Origin of the sequence: Nostoc sp. (genome assembly GCF_036917375.1) — a bacterium.
GTDB lineage: Bacteria > Cyanobacteriota > Cyanobacteriia > Cyanobacteriales > Nostocaceae > Nostoc.
In genome coordinates, this window is sequence record NZ_JBALDN010000054.1 from 1 (window position 1) to 18,526 (window position 18,526).

The 18,526-nt window shown below is 40.4% G+C and carries 14 protein-coding genes and 1 pseudogene; 7 read left to right on the plus strand and 8 right to left on the minus strand.

Annotation, left to right across the window (positions count from 1 at the left end; genetic code table 11):
- Positions 1-90: 90 nt before the first annotated feature.
- Positions 91-591: pseudogene (locus V7K45_RS13845) on the plus strand (thioredoxin family protein); the annotation flags it as partial.
- A gap of 80 nt (positions 592-671) precedes the next feature.
- Here the strand turns inward: V7K45_RS13845 and V7K45_RS13850 are convergent.
- A complete protein-coding gene (locus tag V7K45_RS13850; protein WP_094348271.1) occupies positions 672-1,184 on the minus strand; it encodes a hypothetical protein in 513 nt (170 codons plus the stop codon).
- Positions 1,185-1,970: 786 nt separating this feature from the next.
- Between V7K45_RS13850 and V7K45_RS13855 the strand changes: the two genes are divergently transcribed.
- Entirely contained in the window at positions 1,971-3,185 is a 1,215-nt protein-coding gene (locus tag V7K45_RS13855) for a type I restriction endonuclease (protein ID WP_335004253.1), read from the plus strand.
- A gap of 180 nt (positions 3,186-3,365) precedes the next feature.
- On the opposite strand, the gene acsF is transcribed toward V7K45_RS13855, so the two are convergent.
- Positions 3,366-4,442, minus strand: a complete 1,077-nt coding sequence (acsF, locus tag V7K45_RS13860; RefSeq protein ID WP_335004255.1) for a magnesium-protoporphyrin IX monomethyl ester (oxidative) cyclase — start codon at positions 4,440-4,442, stop codon at positions 3,366-3,368.
- A gap of 744 nt (positions 4,443-5,186) precedes the next feature.
- Here acsF and V7K45_RS13865 point away from each other — a divergent pair.
- A complete protein-coding gene (locus tag V7K45_RS13865; protein WP_099101195.1) occupies positions 5,187-5,684 on the plus strand; it encodes a TM2 domain-containing protein in 498 nt (165 codons plus the stop codon).
- Between the two features lie 63 nt (positions 5,685-5,747).
- On the opposite strand, the gene V7K45_RS13870 is transcribed toward V7K45_RS13865, so the two are convergent.
- Together V7K45_RS13870 and V7K45_RS13875 are read right to left on the minus strand one after the other, a co-directional pair.
- On the minus strand, positions 5,748-6,440 hold the full coding sequence (locus tag V7K45_RS13870; RefSeq protein WP_335004258.1) for a DUF2996 domain-containing protein: 693 nt from the start codon (positions 6,438-6,440) through the stop codon (positions 5,748-5,750).
- 1,142 nt (positions 6,441-7,582) lie between these two features.
- The gene (locus tag V7K45_RS13875; protein WP_335004260.1) at positions 7,583-8,455 is read right to left on the minus strand and encodes a D-alanyl-D-alanine carboxypeptidase family protein; all 873 of its coding nucleotides are present in this window, start codon (positions 8,453-8,455) and stop codon (positions 7,583-7,585) included.
- Positions 8,456-8,844: 389 nt separating this feature from the next.
- Here V7K45_RS13875 and mnmG point away from each other — a divergent pair, with 389 nt between their 5' ends.
- From mnmG to V7K45_RS13895, 4 genes are all read left to right on the plus strand, one after another.
- Positions 8,845-10,767: a tRNA uridine-5-carboxymethylaminomethyl(34) synthesis enzyme MnmG gene (mnmG, locus tag V7K45_RS13880; RefSeq protein ID WP_335004309.1), complete on the plus strand. Its 1,923-nt coding sequence runs from the start codon at positions 8,845-8,847 to the stop codon at positions 10,765-10,767.
- Between the two features lie 411 nt (positions 10,768-11,178).
- Positions 11,179-11,361, plus strand: coding sequence for a hypothetical protein (locus V7K45_RS13885; RefSeq protein WP_335004262.1), 183 nt, complete (start codon positions 11,179-11,181; stop codon positions 11,359-11,361).
- Complete coding sequence (locus V7K45_RS13890) at positions 11,331-12,683, plus strand: hypothetical protein (protein ID WP_335004264.1); 1,353 nt, start codon at positions 11,331-11,333, stop codon at positions 12,681-12,683. Before V7K45_RS13885 ends, V7K45_RS13890 begins: the two co-directional genes overlap by 31 nt.
- 914 nt (positions 12,684-13,597) lie before the next feature.
- Positions 13,598-14,575 (plus strand): bestrophin family protein, encoded by a 978-nt coding sequence (locus tag V7K45_RS13895; RefSeq protein ID WP_335004266.1) that lies wholly within the window; start codon positions 13,598-13,600, stop codon positions 14,573-14,575.
- Between the two features lie 101 nt (positions 14,576-14,676).
- Here V7K45_RS13895 and V7K45_RS13900 read toward each other — a convergent pair whose 3' ends face one another.
- From V7K45_RS13900 to V7K45_RS13915, 4 genes are all read right to left on the minus strand, one after another.
- Positions 14,677-15,297 carry a hypothetical protein gene (locus V7K45_RS13900; protein WP_335004268.1) on the minus strand — a complete coding sequence of 207 codons (621 nt, stop codon included), beginning with the start codon at positions 15,295-15,297 and terminating at the stop codon, positions 14,677-14,679.
- Between the two features lie 29 nt (positions 15,298-15,326).
- Positions 15,327-16,691, minus strand: coding sequence for a tRNA (N6-isopentenyl adenosine(37)-C2)-methylthiotransferase MiaB (miaB, locus tag V7K45_RS13905; RefSeq protein ID WP_335004270.1), 1,365 nt, complete (start codon positions 16,689-16,691; stop codon positions 15,327-15,329).
- A gap of 149 nt (positions 16,692-16,840) precedes the next feature.
- Positions 16,841-17,404 carry a retropepsin-like aspartic protease family protein gene (locus V7K45_RS13910; RefSeq protein WP_335004273.1) on the minus strand — a complete coding sequence of 188 codons (564 nt, stop codon included), beginning with the start codon at positions 17,402-17,404 and terminating at the stop codon, positions 16,841-16,843.
- A gap of 326 nt (positions 17,405-17,730) precedes the next feature.
- Positions 17,731-18,504, minus strand: a complete 774-nt coding sequence (locus V7K45_RS13915; RefSeq protein WP_335004274.1) for a nucleoside phosphorylase — start codon at positions 18,502-18,504, stop codon at positions 17,731-17,733.
- Positions 18,505-18,526: the final 22 nt, after the last annotated feature.

Genomic DNA, 18,526 nt, shown 5'->3' on the forward strand with positions numbered 1-18,526 from the left:
CGCTCTAGTTTCAGAGGCAGGTCTTTTTCCATAATTGTGATACTCCACCTCCGATGTCACACTTGTCAATACCTCCTGACCTGAATCCTTACAACTTCACTTTCTACCTTTGCAGATAAAAAAGCATTATTGGTAATGTTTATTTGTCGGCATTGCCCGTTTGTAAAACACGTCCAAAACGAATTAGTACAGTTAGGAAGAGATTATTTTACAAGTGATTTAGCGATCGTTGCGATTAGTGCTAACGATGCAAAAAATTACCCAGATGATGCGCCAGAGTCGTTACAAGCATTTGCAACAGAACAAGGGTTTAATTTTACCTTCTGCTACGACGAGAGCCAAGAAACAGCGAAGGCTTACACAGCAGCTTGCACACCAGATTTTTTTGTATTTGATGACCAACGCCAACTTGTGTACCGGGGACAATTAGATGATAGCCGCCCCAGTAACGGTAAACCTGTAACAGGTGCAGATTTACGCGCAGCCATTGAAGCAGTGCTAGCGGGTAAACCTGTTACAAGTGAGCAAAAGCCGAGTGTTGGTTGCAATATTAAATGGAAACCAGGAAACCAACCCAGTTATTTTGGTTAAGAGGGATTGGGCATGGGGCATTGGGCATTGGGCATTGTAAAAACTTTTCCCTACTCCCTACTCCCTACTGCCCACGACTATCAATGTTTAATTTCCAAATTCAGTATGTAGCATCCTAATTGGACTTTTTCTGCCCACAATTCATATTCCAGCCGCAAATTCTCTGGCAAAGGATGTCCATTGAGAGTTAGGCTACGAGTAAAATTTCGTAAACGAATCGGATCGTTAGGTTGCAATGACTCAGTTGGCAACCAATAGCGACTAATGCCATAAACACCCTGTTCCCAAAAGTGACGATAACTCACTTGAGCGTTACCTTGCATAGTCATGATGACTCGGTAAGGTGAAATCTCCAGCCATAATATTCTGGGACTGTTAGGGGCGTAAGCTTTGCTCTTGCTTTGAGGAAGTGTGTCTTCTGGACTTATGACACTCTCTACTTCGCAGCTAATTAAAGGCGGTGCGGTCATCAGTAAATGAAATCGATCGGTGTCTTTTTGATACAATGTCGCGGCAGTTTCGACAACTGACCAGATGGGTAGGTCAGTGGAAATAAGTGATAAGCACACGGGCTTGCGGTGATGGGTCAGCATGGGAGCGATAAGGGCTAAAAGCTATTGAACAAAGTGAAATGAACACTCTAGCTGTCTAATAGGTCGGGCTAAGAAACTAAATAGTAAAGCAGGCTTAATATTAATGAATCCGTTGATTTGTTAATAAGCTACACAAATCTGGATGGAACAGGTAGAATGTCAGCTTACACAGTAAAAATGGTACTTTTATCTAGAGAGAGCTAATTCGTAAGTAAAGCTTGTAAATATTCTAAGGCTATAGCCTCAAAACAGTGGCAGTCGTTTTAGATGCTAAAAACCTTCTTCAGGGAGACTTACCGTAGATTGGAGTAAGTTTCATACAGCCAAAAGCAATAGGATACTAGGAAGGAAGTCACCAGAAAGAAGCGACAAACTAAGTCGCTGATGAACTTCCGGTGTATTCAAATGCCAGTGTATCCTAATGTCGGCTTCTGTTATATCCGTAAAAACTCACGAAAACCTTTCTCACCAAAATATTGCTGAGTAAAAAGTAAAATTTATTGACTCAGCAATATTTTGGTCTGCCCATTACGCGTCTCGCAGAGGCTGAAGCTTCATAAAAAATCATTCTGATTTATTTTTATTCATTACTGATGCCATTGCACCTGTAAACAAGTCATGAGTGTTACAGGCTGGTACTTATTTGGGAATACTTTTATAGGAGTGATAAGAAAGGCGATCGCACTAACACTTGTAATTCTAATGTACTACTACGTCACCTTATAATCACTCTTATTTTACAAAAAAGACCTATCAATACTCACTAATCTATCAGGAGCAAGCTAGATGGCATTCACTGAAGATATTACCAAACTATCTGAACAAGTGCGTAAGCGGGCTGACCAAGTTGTTGGTGAAGAATCTACTAAGATGGCACTGATTGTTCCTTTTTTGAGTGTTCTTGGCTACGATGTCTACGATCCTAGTGAAGTAATACCAGAATACGTGGCAGATTTTGCTATCAAAAAAGCAGGGCAGTTTGAAAAGGTAGATTACGCCTTAGCTATTAATGGTACTAAAGTGATGCTCGTAGAAGCAAAAGCCCGTGGTCAAAAAGCTGAGGCACATGATGGACAATTGAGTAGATATTTTAATGCACTTTCGACAACAAAAGTAGCTATTGTCACTAACGGTATTGAATACCGTTTTTTTACAGACTTGCGTGAAACAAATGTCATGGACAAGGAGCCATTTTTTACTTTTAACATCCTGGAATATGATACCAAAGATATTGATAACCTCAAATTCTTTCACCGTGATAATTTTGAGGTTACAGCTATTACCAACCATGCTGAAGAAATGGTTTATGTAAAAGGCATGACTCAACTTCTAGGAAATCTTTTACGTTCTCCTTCTGAAGAATTTGTTCGCTTTTTAGTGACTGAACTTGGTACAGTTGCTCCTAGTTATGAAATTAAAGGTCGAATTACAGGTAAAATTATTGATAAATTCAAACCAATTGTTAAAAAGTCGATTCAGGGAAGTTTAGTAGAGTTAATGACTCGCTCACTTACTCCAGTAATAGATCAGCCTGTTGAACCTCCAATAGACATAGATAATGGAGAAGTGGATATACAACCAAATCCTCAAGAATCAAAAGTAGTAACAACTGCTGAAGAAATCGAAGCTTTTGAAAAAATTAAAGCAATTACGCAAACCTCAACGAGTTACAATTATCAACTCCAATACAAAGATACTGTTTCATACTTTGGTATCAATCTTGTTGGCAAAAGTACTTGGTGGTTTCTGCGGCTGTATCTATCTTCGCAGAAAAAAAGTTTTGTTACTCGACTAAGTGTAGATGAAGTAAAGTCGCTAGCTTCAAACTTTGAAGTACAGGAAGTAACAGCTTCTCTGGGAGATGCCGCATCAAAAGTAATTATTTCCTCTGTCAGTGATTTAGATAAGCTGACATCACTGATTCTCAGATGTTACGAGGCAGAAGCAGCCAAGCATCAAACATTGACTCCAGACTTAATCAGAATGGAAAAATCAGCTTAACTCAAGGTATTTACTACAAAACTACACCTAAGCAACTATCTCCGATTTTTGCGTGCCAGCAAATTAGCGATCGCAGTACTAATTGCTTGACATATCAGTAATCATTGACTTGGAAAAAGGACAAAAAAAGTGGCTCTGCAAGCAGCAGAACCACCAAAGTTTTCACAAACTTTTTATAAATTAACGAACTGCCCCTTGAGCAGAAACAGTATCAATCGGTTTCATCAGGTACAGCCGCAATAATTGCCAGCCGTTGGAGATGTAAAGCGGCAGTTTTTGGAAGATTTGCAGGAATTTGGGAGTGTTGGAGTTAGCGATCGCACCCAACTTCTCATTATTGCTTATACAAACATCCAACCGCTCATAAAACTCTGGATTCTCTACATCCAGCATCAGTGGGAATACCCGACCTGCGTTTTCGTTGGTCTTCTGAATTACATGGATATCGTATTCTCGTGCATCTAATCCAAGGGTGGCATAAAAGTCCTTGCGTTGGATGTCATTGAGATACATTGTCGCAAACACCGACAACAGGAAGAACCGACTCCAGAGCCGTGCTTTCCAATCATTCAACATTTGCGGCTGAGATTTCATGATTGCATCAAAGAAATCGCCGTGACGGTTTTCATCCTGACACCAGTTCTCAAAAAACCGGAAGATTGGATAAACCCGATCTTCGGGATGTGCTTCTAAATGGCGATAAATCGTGATATAGCGCCAATAACCGATCTTCTCAGAAAGATAAGTAGCGTAGAAGATGAATTTCGGTTTAAAGAAGGTATAACTGCGGCTCTTAGTCAAAAACCCTAAATCTAGGGATAGATTAAAGTCTGACAAAGCTTTGTTCAAAAAGCCAGCGTGACGTGCTTCATCCCGTGACATCAGGTTAAAACACTCTGCTAAAACAGGGCTTTTTCCCTTCAAGCGACGACCAAGTTCTTTATACAGCAAAAAGCCGGAAAACTCTGCCGTACAAGAACGTTCTAGAAATTCAACGAACAATCGGCGAGTTTCCCCGTCAATATGATCCCAGGATTGTTCAAACTCGGCATCCCGAACAAAGTGGTGGCGGTTGTAGTCAGTGCGGAACTCTTCAAGAATGGCTCTTAACTCATCTTCGTTGACGGAGATATCCATCCGTGCCATTTCATCAAAATCGGTAGTATAAAACCGAGGTGTTAACAGGGTTTCTTTTGCCGGGACTTTAATCCCTGGCCGGATTTCTTCAAAGCCTGGTTTTTTGAGGGAATCTACCATGTCTTGATTTCTCTTTCGTCTTTATTATCTTAAGTAGACCTTTCGGGTGACGTTCCTACGTCTCTACCGCCACGGTAACGGCAGTTCCTCATCGGGAGCCAGTGCGTTGGGCGGCTGTGCCGACTTGAAGCAACTGGCGTGGAAACCCCGTTGGCGCTAGCCTTTCCTTTTGGGAAAAGACCGGACTGCCTCACCAAAAATTCTTTGGCAAACCGTAACAGCCCACAATAATCCAATTGTATAAAGTTCAGTCTACCAAGGTGCGGGTGAGAAATTTCTAAGCAAAACATTAAGAGTTGCAACAATCATTCAATATTTGCGGAATCAAAAATCGCGGATTGGTAGTCAAATAAATATAGTTCAGCAAGCAGTATTATCTCGTTCAAGTGGAGTAGCACTCACCTCTTGATTCTCAAAGCACTACTATCTCAGTAATTTTCTCTGGTTGTTACTACAATAAATTCATAGGGTTCTATTAATACGTTGGGCATCTTAAAGTTAACAATCCATGAGTAGCATAATTACTGAAAAAATCTAAGTACTTTAGTGATTTTTTGCACCTTTCTTAATAATTATAGATTAGACATTGCCGACAACTTCAAATCATAACAGCAGTGTCTATTAACAAAATTGTTAGAAAGCAACTGGTGCAAGATGTAAGTCTAGCTATTAGCACTTGGTATAAAAAACAGTCAAAAAAACCATTTCAAACAACAAGAGTAAATCCAAAAGGTTGAAAACAAGATGAATCTTGAAAACAATCAGCAGCAGAAAGACCGACTTCTTGTCTCTTATATTTTGTGTGCAGTCGGATTTATGGGGGTGGGAGGATTACAGCGTTTCTATAATGGCAAGATCGGAACTGGTTTGTTATGGCTGTTGACTGGTGGTGTGTTTGGTATAGGGCAGTTTGTGGATTTGTTCTTTATCCCCAATATGGTTGACGAATACGAACACAACTTGAGATTGAAAGCGGGTGTATCTCCCTTTGGTGTGCCGTTGAATCAAGCAGTAGTTGCTTCTCAAGTCCACCGACCAACAGGCAACCAATTGATGATGAAACTGATTGAAGCGGCCGAAAACAAAGGCGGTATTTTAACTGTCACTCAAGGCGTAAAGTTTACAGGAGCCAGCTTTGCTGAAGTGGAAGCTACTCTCAAAGAGATGTACAAATCAGGTTATGTAAAAATTGATAACGACCCCAATACTGGAGCCGTTACCTACCATTTCCACGAGCTTTAATTATTAGTCATTTGTCATTTGTCCTTTGTCATTTGTTAAAAACCAATGACCAATGACCAATGACTAATTTCTACCTAACCACTTTTGACCGTCCAAGCGCTGAACTAAGCCATATACCAATAAATCGAGGGTAATTTTGCGCTCATCGATTAAGAATGACTCAAGAGTACTAGGTTTTTTGCCTTCATTACAAGAAAATCCCTTTTTTCCTTGAATATCTTCATCGGGGAAATACAGGTTGAACTGACGCTTACCAATTTCTGACCAACTGCCAATAATTTGCCAGCATTCTTCAGCAGATTCAAAGCCAGTGATTGGCATCTTCTGCTTGGCAAAAGACACCTGTAAATCTTGCACACCTTTTTGAGCGATCGCTTTTTGTAAAGCTGGCAAGTAGTCTTGCTCAATGAACTCTACAAATGGCTTATTTTCAACAGCTGGGGCTTTTTCCTTTTTGGCGGCTTTAGCGGCGGCGGGTTTTTCTTCTGTTGCGTCGTCGTCGGCGGGTTTTTCTCCTTTTGCGGCTTTAGCTGCGGCGGCGGGTTTTTCTCGCTTGGGTGATGCAGCTGGTTTGGCAGCATTGGGGTTATCTTCGGGGTTTGCGGCTTTAGGATCTGGCGCGTTGGCAGTAGGAATATCTGTGGCTTCGGGTGAATCTGTACTAGGAGCGTGTTCTTCAGCTACACTGGGAGCTTGCTGGTCAACAGTGCTGGGAGCTACTTCTCCCGCTTGATTGTGATTGGTTGGGTCTGCCATTGCTCAGGTCAATCCTTTAATCTAGCTTTGGGAGCGATCGCTCACCTTGATGTATCGGGTATTTTTATTTTGACATACTACTACCGCTGTGCAGAATTCGTAATTTGTATTTGTAATTTGTAATTTATATACCGCAAGGGTTTCATTTATTTGGGATGGGTGGTTTACTTCAGCCATGCTGTACCAATGCAACACAGCAAAAATAACTGTACAGTTAGAAATAACGCAAAGGCTTAGGATATAAGCTTTTTTACCCTTCGCCTTTTTCAAATCCCTTTGAATCTCATACCAGTTTCTACCTGTTGCTGTGCTGGAGTAGAACTCACTTTGCCAGATGCAATCCTAGCAGTCTGACGCCCGGTTGCCAACTTGGCTCAAGAATATATCTCCTAAAATCAAGCTAACGCCAATATATTGAGGTCGGGTAGGGGCTTCACTCAGTCCTATAGTTTAAGATAACGCCAACAAAAGCTGCGAAAGTAAAACATAAAATTTTATTTTTTATTTTCCTCTTAAACGATTATTGAACTATTTGTATGTCAGGTATTTTAAAATCTTAATTTTAAAAGCGATCGCGCCTGCGAACAAAAATTTTTTAATAGCTATTAAAGCAATTATTCTATGCTAACTCATAGTTAATTGGTAGCAATTCCAGATTAATGTAGTGGATAATTTTCCTTTCTCGAAAAAATATAAAAATCATATAATCCAGTCAAAAAGTCAGCAAAAACTAAACCTTAACCAAGATGCTATTCAACCTTAATGATTAGGATAAATATTCTTAACATTATTCAAATACACTCCTGCTAAGATAACTCCAAATCCAGATTACAACCTTAGTTTTCGACTTTTAATGGGCAAATAGAAGCGAAAAAGTGAAGAGAGCTAAAGAGTAAAAAGTGTTATTTAGCAAACTCACTGTACTTTTATTTTTAAATTTATCCAATAGATATTTTAATCCTAAGCTATCAGTAAATTCGCTTAAATTAGATTACAGAATTCGATATGCTTCCTAATTATGATAAGTTGCTATTAATAAATTCTTTAAGGAAGTTTACCAATAGTTAGTAGCTTCATTTCAGATAAAATCTTAATTTCTATATTTTATGCTAAAATTACCAGCTTTTTATTGTATTTAACAATTAAAGTGGCGTAATCCAATAAGTAATACCTCGAATAGCTTGTTTTTTAAAACCAAACTGAGGTAAGTTCTCTTCAGATAAACCCACATAAGTCCAATGTGGAACATCGTTTTCTACAGTTTGAAACCAACCATTTTGATTAAGAGCTTTTCTCTGCTCTTTACTACCTACGCGTAAATCAATGGCTAACCCCCAGAGATGTTGTGAAGTTCCTGGAGGCGCAACTAAACCGAGAATTTTTGTTTCTTTACCTTGTTGAACTTTTGCTAAAACTCGATCGTTAGCATACTTGTGCCAAAATCTTAAATTTGTATTAAAAGTGCGAGTACAATCACCAGAGCCATAACCAGATTTTAGCGGAATTTGTTGCTGGATTCGCGCTTTGTTTAAAGCATCAGCCGCCGATTTTTGTAAAGAACAGTCGTTAGTGCCATCAACATGACCCATTGTTAAAGTAGCTTGAAACTCTTGGGTTTCTTGTTCGTTAGCAAAGATATCTTTTGGCGGTAGTTTAATCCCAATATCGGGATTTACGAATACTGCACCATAGCTTCGCAGCAAAGTATATTCATAAGTACCAGGCTGGGGAATTGTGGGTAGTTTTCTAGCGATCGCAGATAAAAAACGCTGTTGAGCATTTAATTTAGGATCGGGAATAAATGGTTCTGATGTTGTGTTTTTAGAGGCATTTATACAAGGTAATGAATTATTAATCAAGCATTCTTGTAATGGTTGAGCAGTTATAGCAACTTTGTGATGGGTAATCTCATTGCTAGCAACTAATACAAATATCATCAATATAACGATACTGATGAAACTTGTCTTTCTAATAAACCTAGTAATATTTTTTTGCTTTTTGAGGGTGAGTTTCATTTTAAATAATTGGCTTAGATAGATGATCAAGAATAAAATTAATAAGCTTTTGGTAAAAAGCTATTATTGATGATTTAAAATCACAAATGATTTGTCAGCATTGAGCTATAGTCTTATACAAGCTAGAGAAAGTATTTAATATGTACCAGTCATAAATTAATTTATGCTGGCTAACGATATGAACAATAGCTGCGATCGACAAACCGGAACGTTGTCACAAATTTTAAAAAGATGAGATTTTTCACCTTACTACTAAACTTAAAAAATGGAACCTTGCTTTTAATTGAGTACTAGTAAGTTTGATAACTTTTTTATCAGAAAGTTACATCCATGAAACCACTGGAACAGCTAAAATTGAAAAGAACTCTAAGCTTGCCGATCCTGTAAGTATGACCATGCACAATTCCGTTGAATTCCAAGACGCTTTTGATGTCATAGTCGTCGGTGCAGGTCACTCCGGTTGCGAAGCAGCTCTCGCCTCTGCACGCCTCGGTTGTCGTACCCTGTTATTGACGCTCAATTTGGATAAAATCGCTTGGCAACCTTGTAACCCAGCAGTGGGTGGTCCGGCGAAATCCCAATTGACCCATGAGGTAGACGCACTCGGCGGGGAAATTGGTAAAGTCGCAGACCGCACCTACTTGCAAAAACGTATCCTCAACTCTTCACGGGGGCCTGCTGTTTGGGCATTACGCGCCCAGACTGATAAGCGCGAATATGCAGCGGTGATGAAAAATATTGTTGAGAACCAAGAAAACTTGACAATCCGCGAAAGTATGGCAACAGATTTGGTGCTGGGCGCTAATGATGAAGTCATTGGGGTTGAAACTTATTTTGGTGTAGGGTTCCAATGTAAAGCAGTCATTTTGACAACCGGCACCTTCCTGGGAGGCAAAATTTGGGTTGGTAACAAATCAATGCCAGCTGGGCGTGCTGGAGAATTTGCAGCTGAAGGATTGACACAAACCCTAAATCGTTTGGGATTTGAAACCGGCAGACTTAAAACTGGAACTCCAGCACGGGTAGACAAGCGATCGGTAGATTACAGTAAAATGCTCATCCAGCCAGGAGATGAAGATGTGCGCTGGTTTAGCTTTGACCCAGATGTGTGGGTAGAACGGGAACAAATGCCTTGCTACATCACCCGTACAACCCCCGAAACCCATCGCCTGATTCAGGAAAATTTACACTTGTCGCCAGTTTATGGCGGTTGGGTAGAAGCTAAAGGGCCGCGCTATTGTCCCAGTATTGAAGATAAGATTGTCCGCTTTGCCGATAAAGAAAGCCACCAAATCTTTATTGAACCGGAAGGAAGAGATATACCCGAACTGTATATCCAAGGATTTTCTACAGGGTTGCCAGAAAATTTGCAGTTGCAAATGTTGCGGACTCTCCCCGGTTTGGAAAAATGTGTGATGCTGCGTCCCGCCTATGCAGTGGAATATGACTATTTACCAGCAACTCAGTGTTATCCCACACTGATGACTAAGAAGATTGCGGGGCTGTTTTGTGCTGGGCAAATTAATGGCACTACAGGTTATGAAGAAGCTGCTGCTCAAGGGCTGGTGGCGGGAATTAATGCCGCTCGATTTGTTCGCTCTCAAGAAATGATTGTGTTTGCCCGCGAGCAAAGTTACATTGGGACGCTAGTTGATGACCTGTGTACAAAAGACCTGCGAGAACCTTACCGAATGCTCACCAGTAGGTCAGAATACCGATTGCTATTGCGTTCTGACAATGCCGACCAACGCCTGACACCCTTGGGGCGGGAGATTGGTTTAATTGACGATCGCCGCTGGGATATGTTTACTCAAAAACAGGGTAATATCACCACAGAAAAACAAAGATTGCAAGCCACACGAGTTAAAGAACATGATGAAATTGGAATAGCGATCGCATCTGATACCCAACAAGCAATTAAAGGTTCGATTACCCTCAATGACTTGTTGCGGCGTCCAGGATTACATTACGTCGATCTCGACAGGTTCGGACTGGGAAACCCTAACCTCAACCGTGCCGAGAAAGAAGGCGCAGAAATTGACATCAAGTATTCTGGCTATCTTGCTAGGCAACAAAATCAAATTGACCAAATTGCCCGCCAAGCTCACCGCCAGTTACCTGGGGATTTAGACTACACAACAATTGATACTCTTTCTAAAGAGGCACGGGAAAAGCTGACTCACATAAAGCCACTCACCCTTGGTCAGGCTGCACGTATAGGTGGTGTAAACCCAGCCGATATTAACGCCTTATTATTATATCTAGAATTGCGTAGAACCAAGAGCCAGTCAGAGTTTCCAGCGTTAGCTTAACACAAGCTTGATAAAGACTGAGTATAGTAGTAGGGAGAGAGATTGGTATGATAGATGACATAAGGATTAGTAGTGGCATCATCAACAATCCCCAGATGAAAGTTGAATTTAATACCAACACTCAATCAACTTATCTCAATTAGATGGGGGATTGGATGTTTCATTATTCAGGAGGCAGTGTTTCGACTACGCTCAACAACCAGGCAGAAGTAACCCACGCACAACTGCATAGGATTGGCGCAAGACCAAAGGCAAAGCGGCTCCTCTGTTTGTATCTTGCCCGATACAATTCTTCTTTTTAATCAGGGTAATCACTCAGGAGTAAAGTTTTTATTCATACTTATTTCCTCCAGTAAAAACTGCCCTCGACCTACTGCCTCCTCTGATAATCCTAATTTCCAGGCAGTCTCAATGAAACAAGTTTCACCACCAAGTATGAAAGAGGGACTGGGGACTGGAAACTGGGAACTGGTATTTTTACTCAGCACTCAGCACTCAGCACTCAGCACTTTCAAGTCAGTAGGGGTGGCGTTTCCTCGTCCAAGCAACAACCCAGAACGTCTATGTTACAAGAAGCCAGCACCCGTCTCATAGTACCAGAACCATCAGAAGACTTAATCACCAACGAGCCTTGGTCGATAGAAAACTATGCTGATGGCCTAATGGATGAACTCTTTGCCGATATCGACTGCATTCTGGATGCTAATGGTAATCTGCCTTCTCAAACTGTTAGGCACAGTAGTCAGAACAGATCGAGCCACTCTGTTGCTGGAGTTTCCGCCCAAGCTCAACGCCAATCGCCTCCAGAATACGTGCCTCTGCAAACAGTTACGATACCACAGATTACTTTGAACCAAGGAGTACAGTCAGTTGCTCAAGATAACCACAAGCAATTGAGTACCGTTGTATTTGGCACCTCTACTGTTAAATCAGTTAGTAGAAAGCGTCAAAACACTAGTTCGGTTTTGGGCAAACTGCTAATTGTAGGAACAACTTTAGGCGTGGCGATCGCTAGCACGATCTACTTGGTGCAGGCTGGAGTCGTATATCTTTTAAATAACAAATTGCCTGAGTCAGCGCTTCTATTGCCGCAATCGCAGTCACGGTTGCCCGTAAAAACGGAAATAGAGGCAGAGTTAGTTGACTATATGCTCCAAGCGCTGGCTGTCATAGATAAGCAAGGAGCAAAAAGCAATCAAAAATCTTTTAATCTAGGATTCTCCAGTCAGGCAAATACTAACCAAATAGCCCTTGGTCGCGAGCAAGCAACTGGTAATTTACCAGCACTTCCACTTTTAGCGAATAATACACCACCAGCCCCCAATCGTTCTGGAAGCGTTGTTGAGCGGATCTACGTCCCCGTTTATCAAGCGCCGTCACCAATGCGCTACGCCCTTCCAGCCATTCCGGGGACTCCTACACTTTTACCACAAGTTGCCAGTGCGTTACGGGCATCTCAACCTAATGTTGTGAAAACTGCCCTGAATACAGTGCGGCAAGCTGCCAAGCCTGTAAGCGTCAACACAATGTTTGCTGCGGCTGTACGAGCCGAACTCAAACCGGTGGCAGCAAAAACTGCACCCATTACCGTGCGCCAAACACCCAAACCTCTGCCTGCATTACCAGTAGTTCCATTGCGTGCTGCACTCGCACCAGAGTCAGAACCAACTATTACCCAGGAACAAGTATATCCGGCAACTGCGATCGCAGAAGCTCCGAGTAATACCTTAGAGGGATTACTAGAGTTGGGCAACAAATCTGCCGCTTTGTTTAAAATTGATGGTGTGACTCGCCGCATCAATATGGGTGAAAGTATCGGCTCAAGCGGTTGGACGCTAGTAGATGTCAGTAATGGCGAAGCAGTCATCCGACGTAATGGCGAAGTGCGATCGATTTATGCAGGACAGAAACTATAAATTTTTTAACCCACTGCCTGATTGAGGAGAGTTTAATCTTTAAACTCATCGAGCGCCATTAATAGTACTGCGACCAGAATAATTGATTGAAATAATTCGATCGCGTCAAATAGTTCTCTGTCTCTATCTGCACTGTTAGGATTGCCTACTTATATGTAGCCTAACGAATGCGATCGCGCCTTAATAGTTTTAATATTATCAGCTTTATTGATTGCAAGATCGCTTTTACCTCCAACAGACTCTAGTAACTATTGAGCGAGGATTACTTTTTTGGGAATTTGCCGATTGATTTCGGTAATTTTGATACTTTCAATGCTAACTTGTGTAAATCCTGTTGCTAAATTTTTATTAAAATAAATTTCAACTAAATCATCTAGTAATTATATAGTTTTGTCCTTTTAAAAAGTATTTGCATAACCCTTCAGCCAATAATGGTTTTTCTCAAAACGGACAGCTAAAATTGGGTAACTCACTGGCTTAATATCAAATTTCATTGGGTTTATCTCCTTTTGTAGCTTGAGAGTTACGCATTTGCTACACTGTTATTAACCCAAATGTTTAGGTGTAGTCCGTCGTAGGCATCGATTTGCCGATAAAAAAAAGTAAATATTTACTGTAAATAGCTGGAAATTTTGTCTAATTATCTCATAAATCAGTGAAATACCACAACATTTAATCAATATAAGCAGAAAATCAGGTGTGTGGTGGAGAATTGGAAGACAATATTGAATTTCCCTACCTAAAGATGGTTCACAGAAATAAATTTCAATGTTAAAACTATAATTTGTGTTTATTATAGTTACACTATAGTGACTATTTGGAAACCTACATTTTGCATATATCTTGCTTAAGCAAGATATATTTAGCTCAAACAGTTAGTTTGCTAATTGATGTAATCCTCAAATCTTACCAATATGAAACAACCTAACTATTTTCAAAATAATTCTAAAAACTCTTTAAGAGAAAAGTATCATCTTTACAAAGGCGAAAAGCTGAACTGGCTTCAAGTAACTCTTCGCCTTGAAAGGTCAATTATCTCTATCATTCTTCCTTGGGTAATTTTTTGTACTATATATGGTACTTTCATATCATTTTTAGCTCATTTAGGATTACCAATCGCATTTTCCGATTCCAGTAATATTCTTACCAATGCTGTTTTAAGCTTTAATATTGGCTTTACATTACTATTAGTCTTTCGGACGAATACAGCTCATGATAGATTTTGGGAAGGTCGTCAACTATGGGGAGCTTTAGTTAATACATCGCGTAACTTAACTCGTGGAATTGCGATAATAGTTAAAGAGAAGACACCACAAGATAAATTAGAAAAAGAAGCAATGCTTCGGTTAGTAACTGCTTTTGCAGTTGCAATGAAGTTACATCTTAGATCGGGGCCTTTAGACACTCAGTTAGCATCATTAATGTCTGAAAAACAATATTTACACCTCCAAGATAGCGATCATCCTCCACTACAAATTGCTTATTGGATAGGAGATTATTTGCAGTATCAGCATGACCGAAATTGTCTAAATGTCTATCAACTGACTACTCTACATAATTGTGTAGATGAGTTAGTAGATATTTTAGGTGGTTGCGAACGTATTTTAAAAACGCCATTGCCTTTGATATATACTATTAAATTAAGACAACTGTTATTAATTTTTTGTCTTATATTACCTTTGGAAATTGTGAGCTTTTTAAATTGGTGGACTGGTATAGTAATGGCTTTTGTAAGTTTTACATTATTAAGCATTGAACAAATTGGCTCAGAAATAGAAGAACCTTTTGGCTTTGATCCTAATGACTTACCTTTAAATACTATTTGCAATACAATCTCTAACAATGTTGAAGAATTAATCAAGCTTACTTCTAACAATGTTCGTTCTTATTAAATCTGTAAATAAGTTTAGTTTTATCAGTCAACTTTTGATGAGAACAGAGAGGTTTTTCCTTTATTAAACATAGAAAATACTTGGCTGAAAAATGCGATCGCTTAATAAATAATTCGCCAAGCTTTTACCGTCCCTTTACCAATTTCGCTATCAACAGTTTGACCTCCTTCCAAAACTAGTCTAATATCTAAGTTCTCATCTGGAGCATTTTTTAAAGCAGTGGCTAATTCTTGACTGATAGCAAAGGTGCCATTTGAACCGTCTAATCGAAAAACTTTTTCTTTGACCTTGAGCAAAAGCTTATCGACTTTTTTAGTCGTGATAAATCTAAAATAGTCAGGTCTAGGATACACACGGCCTGCGGTGTAGAAAGAAGACATTGCTTGACCCGAATTTACTGTTACGAGTACTCGAATGCTCGAAGGTGTCCACAAACTAATAACTTGCGTTGAACCCTCACGGTACAAATAGCCACCTAACGAATTGCGGTCGAAAACTCCAACAAACTCTCCTTCAAAGGGGTCAACAATTTTTACGGCTTTCGACCAAGGTACATCCATATCGGGGGACAGTCCAGCCGATTTGACCATTGGTAAATCGCTTGATGCTTGAGCAAGAATAGCTATTTCTTGAACAGTGAAAGCAGCACAAACTTGAGGGGAAATTACAGCCAAGCTAGCCCCAAAAAGAAGAACTGGAATCGTTTGCGGTAACTTCATCATAAGTCAGGGGTATAATCTTCAAATGCTTCTTACTGCAAAACAGTTTGCCTCACTTCAACTGGTTCACCTGTCAAACTAAAAGGACGGACTTCAGTAATTTTTACCTTCACTAACTGCCCTTTGAGTTCTTTGATGTCACCGCTAAAAAAGGTCAAACGATTACCGCCAGTACGTCCCATCACCTGGGTTGGATCTTTCGGATTTTGGTCTTCTACTAAAACTTCTTCAATGCGTCCAAAGTAACGTTGCGATCGCTCTGCTACTTTCAAGTTTCCCAAATGATTGAGCCGTTGCAAGCGATCGCTTTTAATTTCTTCACTCAGTTGATTGTCCCACAAAGCGGCTGGTGTCCCTGGACGCGGCGAATATGCTGCTGTATTCAACATATCAAAGCCAATATCTTCTACCAGTTTCAGGGTATTTTCAAACTGTGCTTCTGTTTCCCCAGGAAAACCGACAATCACATCGGCACTAATGGAGGCATCTGGCATATACCGCCGAATGGTATCGATAATCCGGCGATATTTCTCATGAGTATAACCCCGCGCCATTGCCTTTAATAGTTCGTTATCCCCAGATTGAAAAGGAATGTGGAAGTGTTCGCACACCTTGGGTAACTCAGCACAAGCTTGAATTAATCTCTCAGTAAAATAACGGGGGTGGCTAGTAGCAAATCTTAGCCTTTCAATCCCTGGCACATCATGGACGTAATAAAGTAAATCTGTAAAGTTATGCAGATGCCGACCTTCTGCTGTGACTCCAGGTAAATCTCTGCCGTAAGCATCAATATTTTGACCGAGTAGAGTAATTTCTTTGTAACCTTGCCGTCCTAATTCTTCCATTTCAGCCCGGATAGCTGACGGCGTGCGAGATTGTTCGACACCACGCACGTTGGGAACCACGCAATAGGTACAGCGTTCGTTACAGCCGTAAATCACATTCACCCAAGCGGTCACTGTACTATCTCGTCGCGGCTGGGTGATATCTTCAATAATGTGAACTGCCTCGGTTGCGACAACTTGGTTGCCCTCAAATACGGACTCCAACAAATCTTTCAGACGGTTGGCGTGTTGTGGCCCCATTACCAAATCTAATTCTGGGACTCGCCGCAACAGCGCTTCTCCTTCTTGCTGGGCAACACAACCAGCAACAATGAGGGTTAAATCAGGCTGCTCATGTTTACGCTTTGCTTGTCTGCCAAGATAGGAATATACCTTTTGTTCAGCATTATCCCGAATGGTGCAGGTATTGTAGAGAATCACATCTGCATGATTCGGATCTGGACACCACTCAAAGCCCATGTCTTCCAAAACGCCAGCCATGCGCTCTGAGTCAGCTTTATTCATCTGACAACCGAAAGTAGTAATGTGATATTGGCGTTTAGAAGTGGTCATGGGCAATTCTGCTGAATCAGCGTAATGTATGTAAGGTTTCTTTCTATTCTATAACGCTGTTAAGCTGCTTCAGGAGTGCTGAGTACCTTGGCTCAGATTCCTTTTGATATTTCAATATAAAAACCTCAATAAGTTACAAGCTGCAAGCATTAGCGGTGATGAAATTCAACTTCTGTTTCCAGAATTTTAATATCATAGTTGCCAAAGAAATCGTGACCTAGTAGCCCGATGCTTGCTTTTGGGGCGATCGCTACTTGAAGATTATTGGCTGTAACTCCACCTACTGCAACAGATTTTACCTTACTGGTTGAAAATTTTACTTCACTACCATCAGCAATTTGGGCTTGCATTGTACCTGTAGCCTGTAATTGCAGTGTATTCGCCATATCTTGAGTGATAATGGTTCCACTAGCACCTGTATCTACAATCATTTCAAAGGTTTTTTTGTCGTTGAAAGTGACATCAATCACAGGAGTTCCACCAAAACGGCGTTTGATTGAGACTCGAAAAACTTTATTGTCTGAAGGTGCGGCTATGATATTGCCACAAATTCTTCCCAATCCAACGGTTTTCCCAGAGGAAGTTATCATATAACACGCTCCTGGATCGTCTCCTGTTGCCCGATGAGAGAATGCTAAAAATATCAGCGTTGGCATTAGTGCAATTGCAGCTAGATTAACGGTTGTAATCCAACGCCTCCAAGCATTCTTCATGTTATACTGCACTCCAATTTTTTTGACTACTCTTAATCTCTAAACTCATCATGGTGGCTGTAAAACATGGTGTTAGATAACAGGCTTTTAATATATAAATTCAAATTGCATCTATTTTAAATAGACATTTATAACGACTTTTTTAGTTTTCAATTAGTTAATGTTTTATATATGTATCTCACAAACATGAAATTGCATCTTACTCAATACATCTTACATATAATTACTGATTGGTAAATTAAAGATTAGGTAAAGACATGATGAAACTACTTAGAGCAGATTCAATCTGATATACTAAGAAGTTGGATTAGGAGAAATTTGTTAGCTTACTCAAAGTTTGTTGCTGCATTTACAGCAGTTGCGATCGCATTTTTAACAGCAATATCTTTTTGTTCTAAGATGATATTTTCACTAACAGTACGTCCAGCTACTACACCGCAAATAGCAGCAGCAGCAAAATTATACACTCCTGCCATTTTGAATAGTGTGCCGCATTCCATCTCGTAATTCAAGATATTCAAGCGCCGATATTCTTCTGTAATGCCATGCAGCGATCGCATTAAATTTGGATTGGCGGAATCAGTGCGTTCTTGTCCTTCGTAAAAAGTATCAACTGATGCCGTAATTCCGATGTAATGTTCAACCTTTAATTCTCGTGCGCCTTTAACTAAAGCAACTGTCAGAAAAGGATCGGCTGCGGCTGGATATTCCACAGGTGCAATGTCATTCGCTGCACCTTGGCGGCATAATGCTGCACTGCTAATAACAACGCTACCGACTGGTATATAAGATTGAATGGAACCGCAAGTTCCAATGCGAATAATTTGCCGGATTCCTACTTGTACCAACTCATTGACGACAATACTTAATGAAGGCGCACCCATACCACTTGTAGCTGATAAGATGGTGCGACCATTAGGCAAATATCCTACATAGCTATTGAGTCCGCGATTTTCTGACAACACGCGTACATCTTGTAAATAAGTTTGGGCAATTAGACGCGATCGCTCCGGATCGCCAGATAATAAGGCAATGCTGGGAGGCGATGAACCTAAATCATCTTGTCCAAAGCCAATGTGATAGAAACGTTTATTTGCCATTCAATGCTACTCACACACTTAT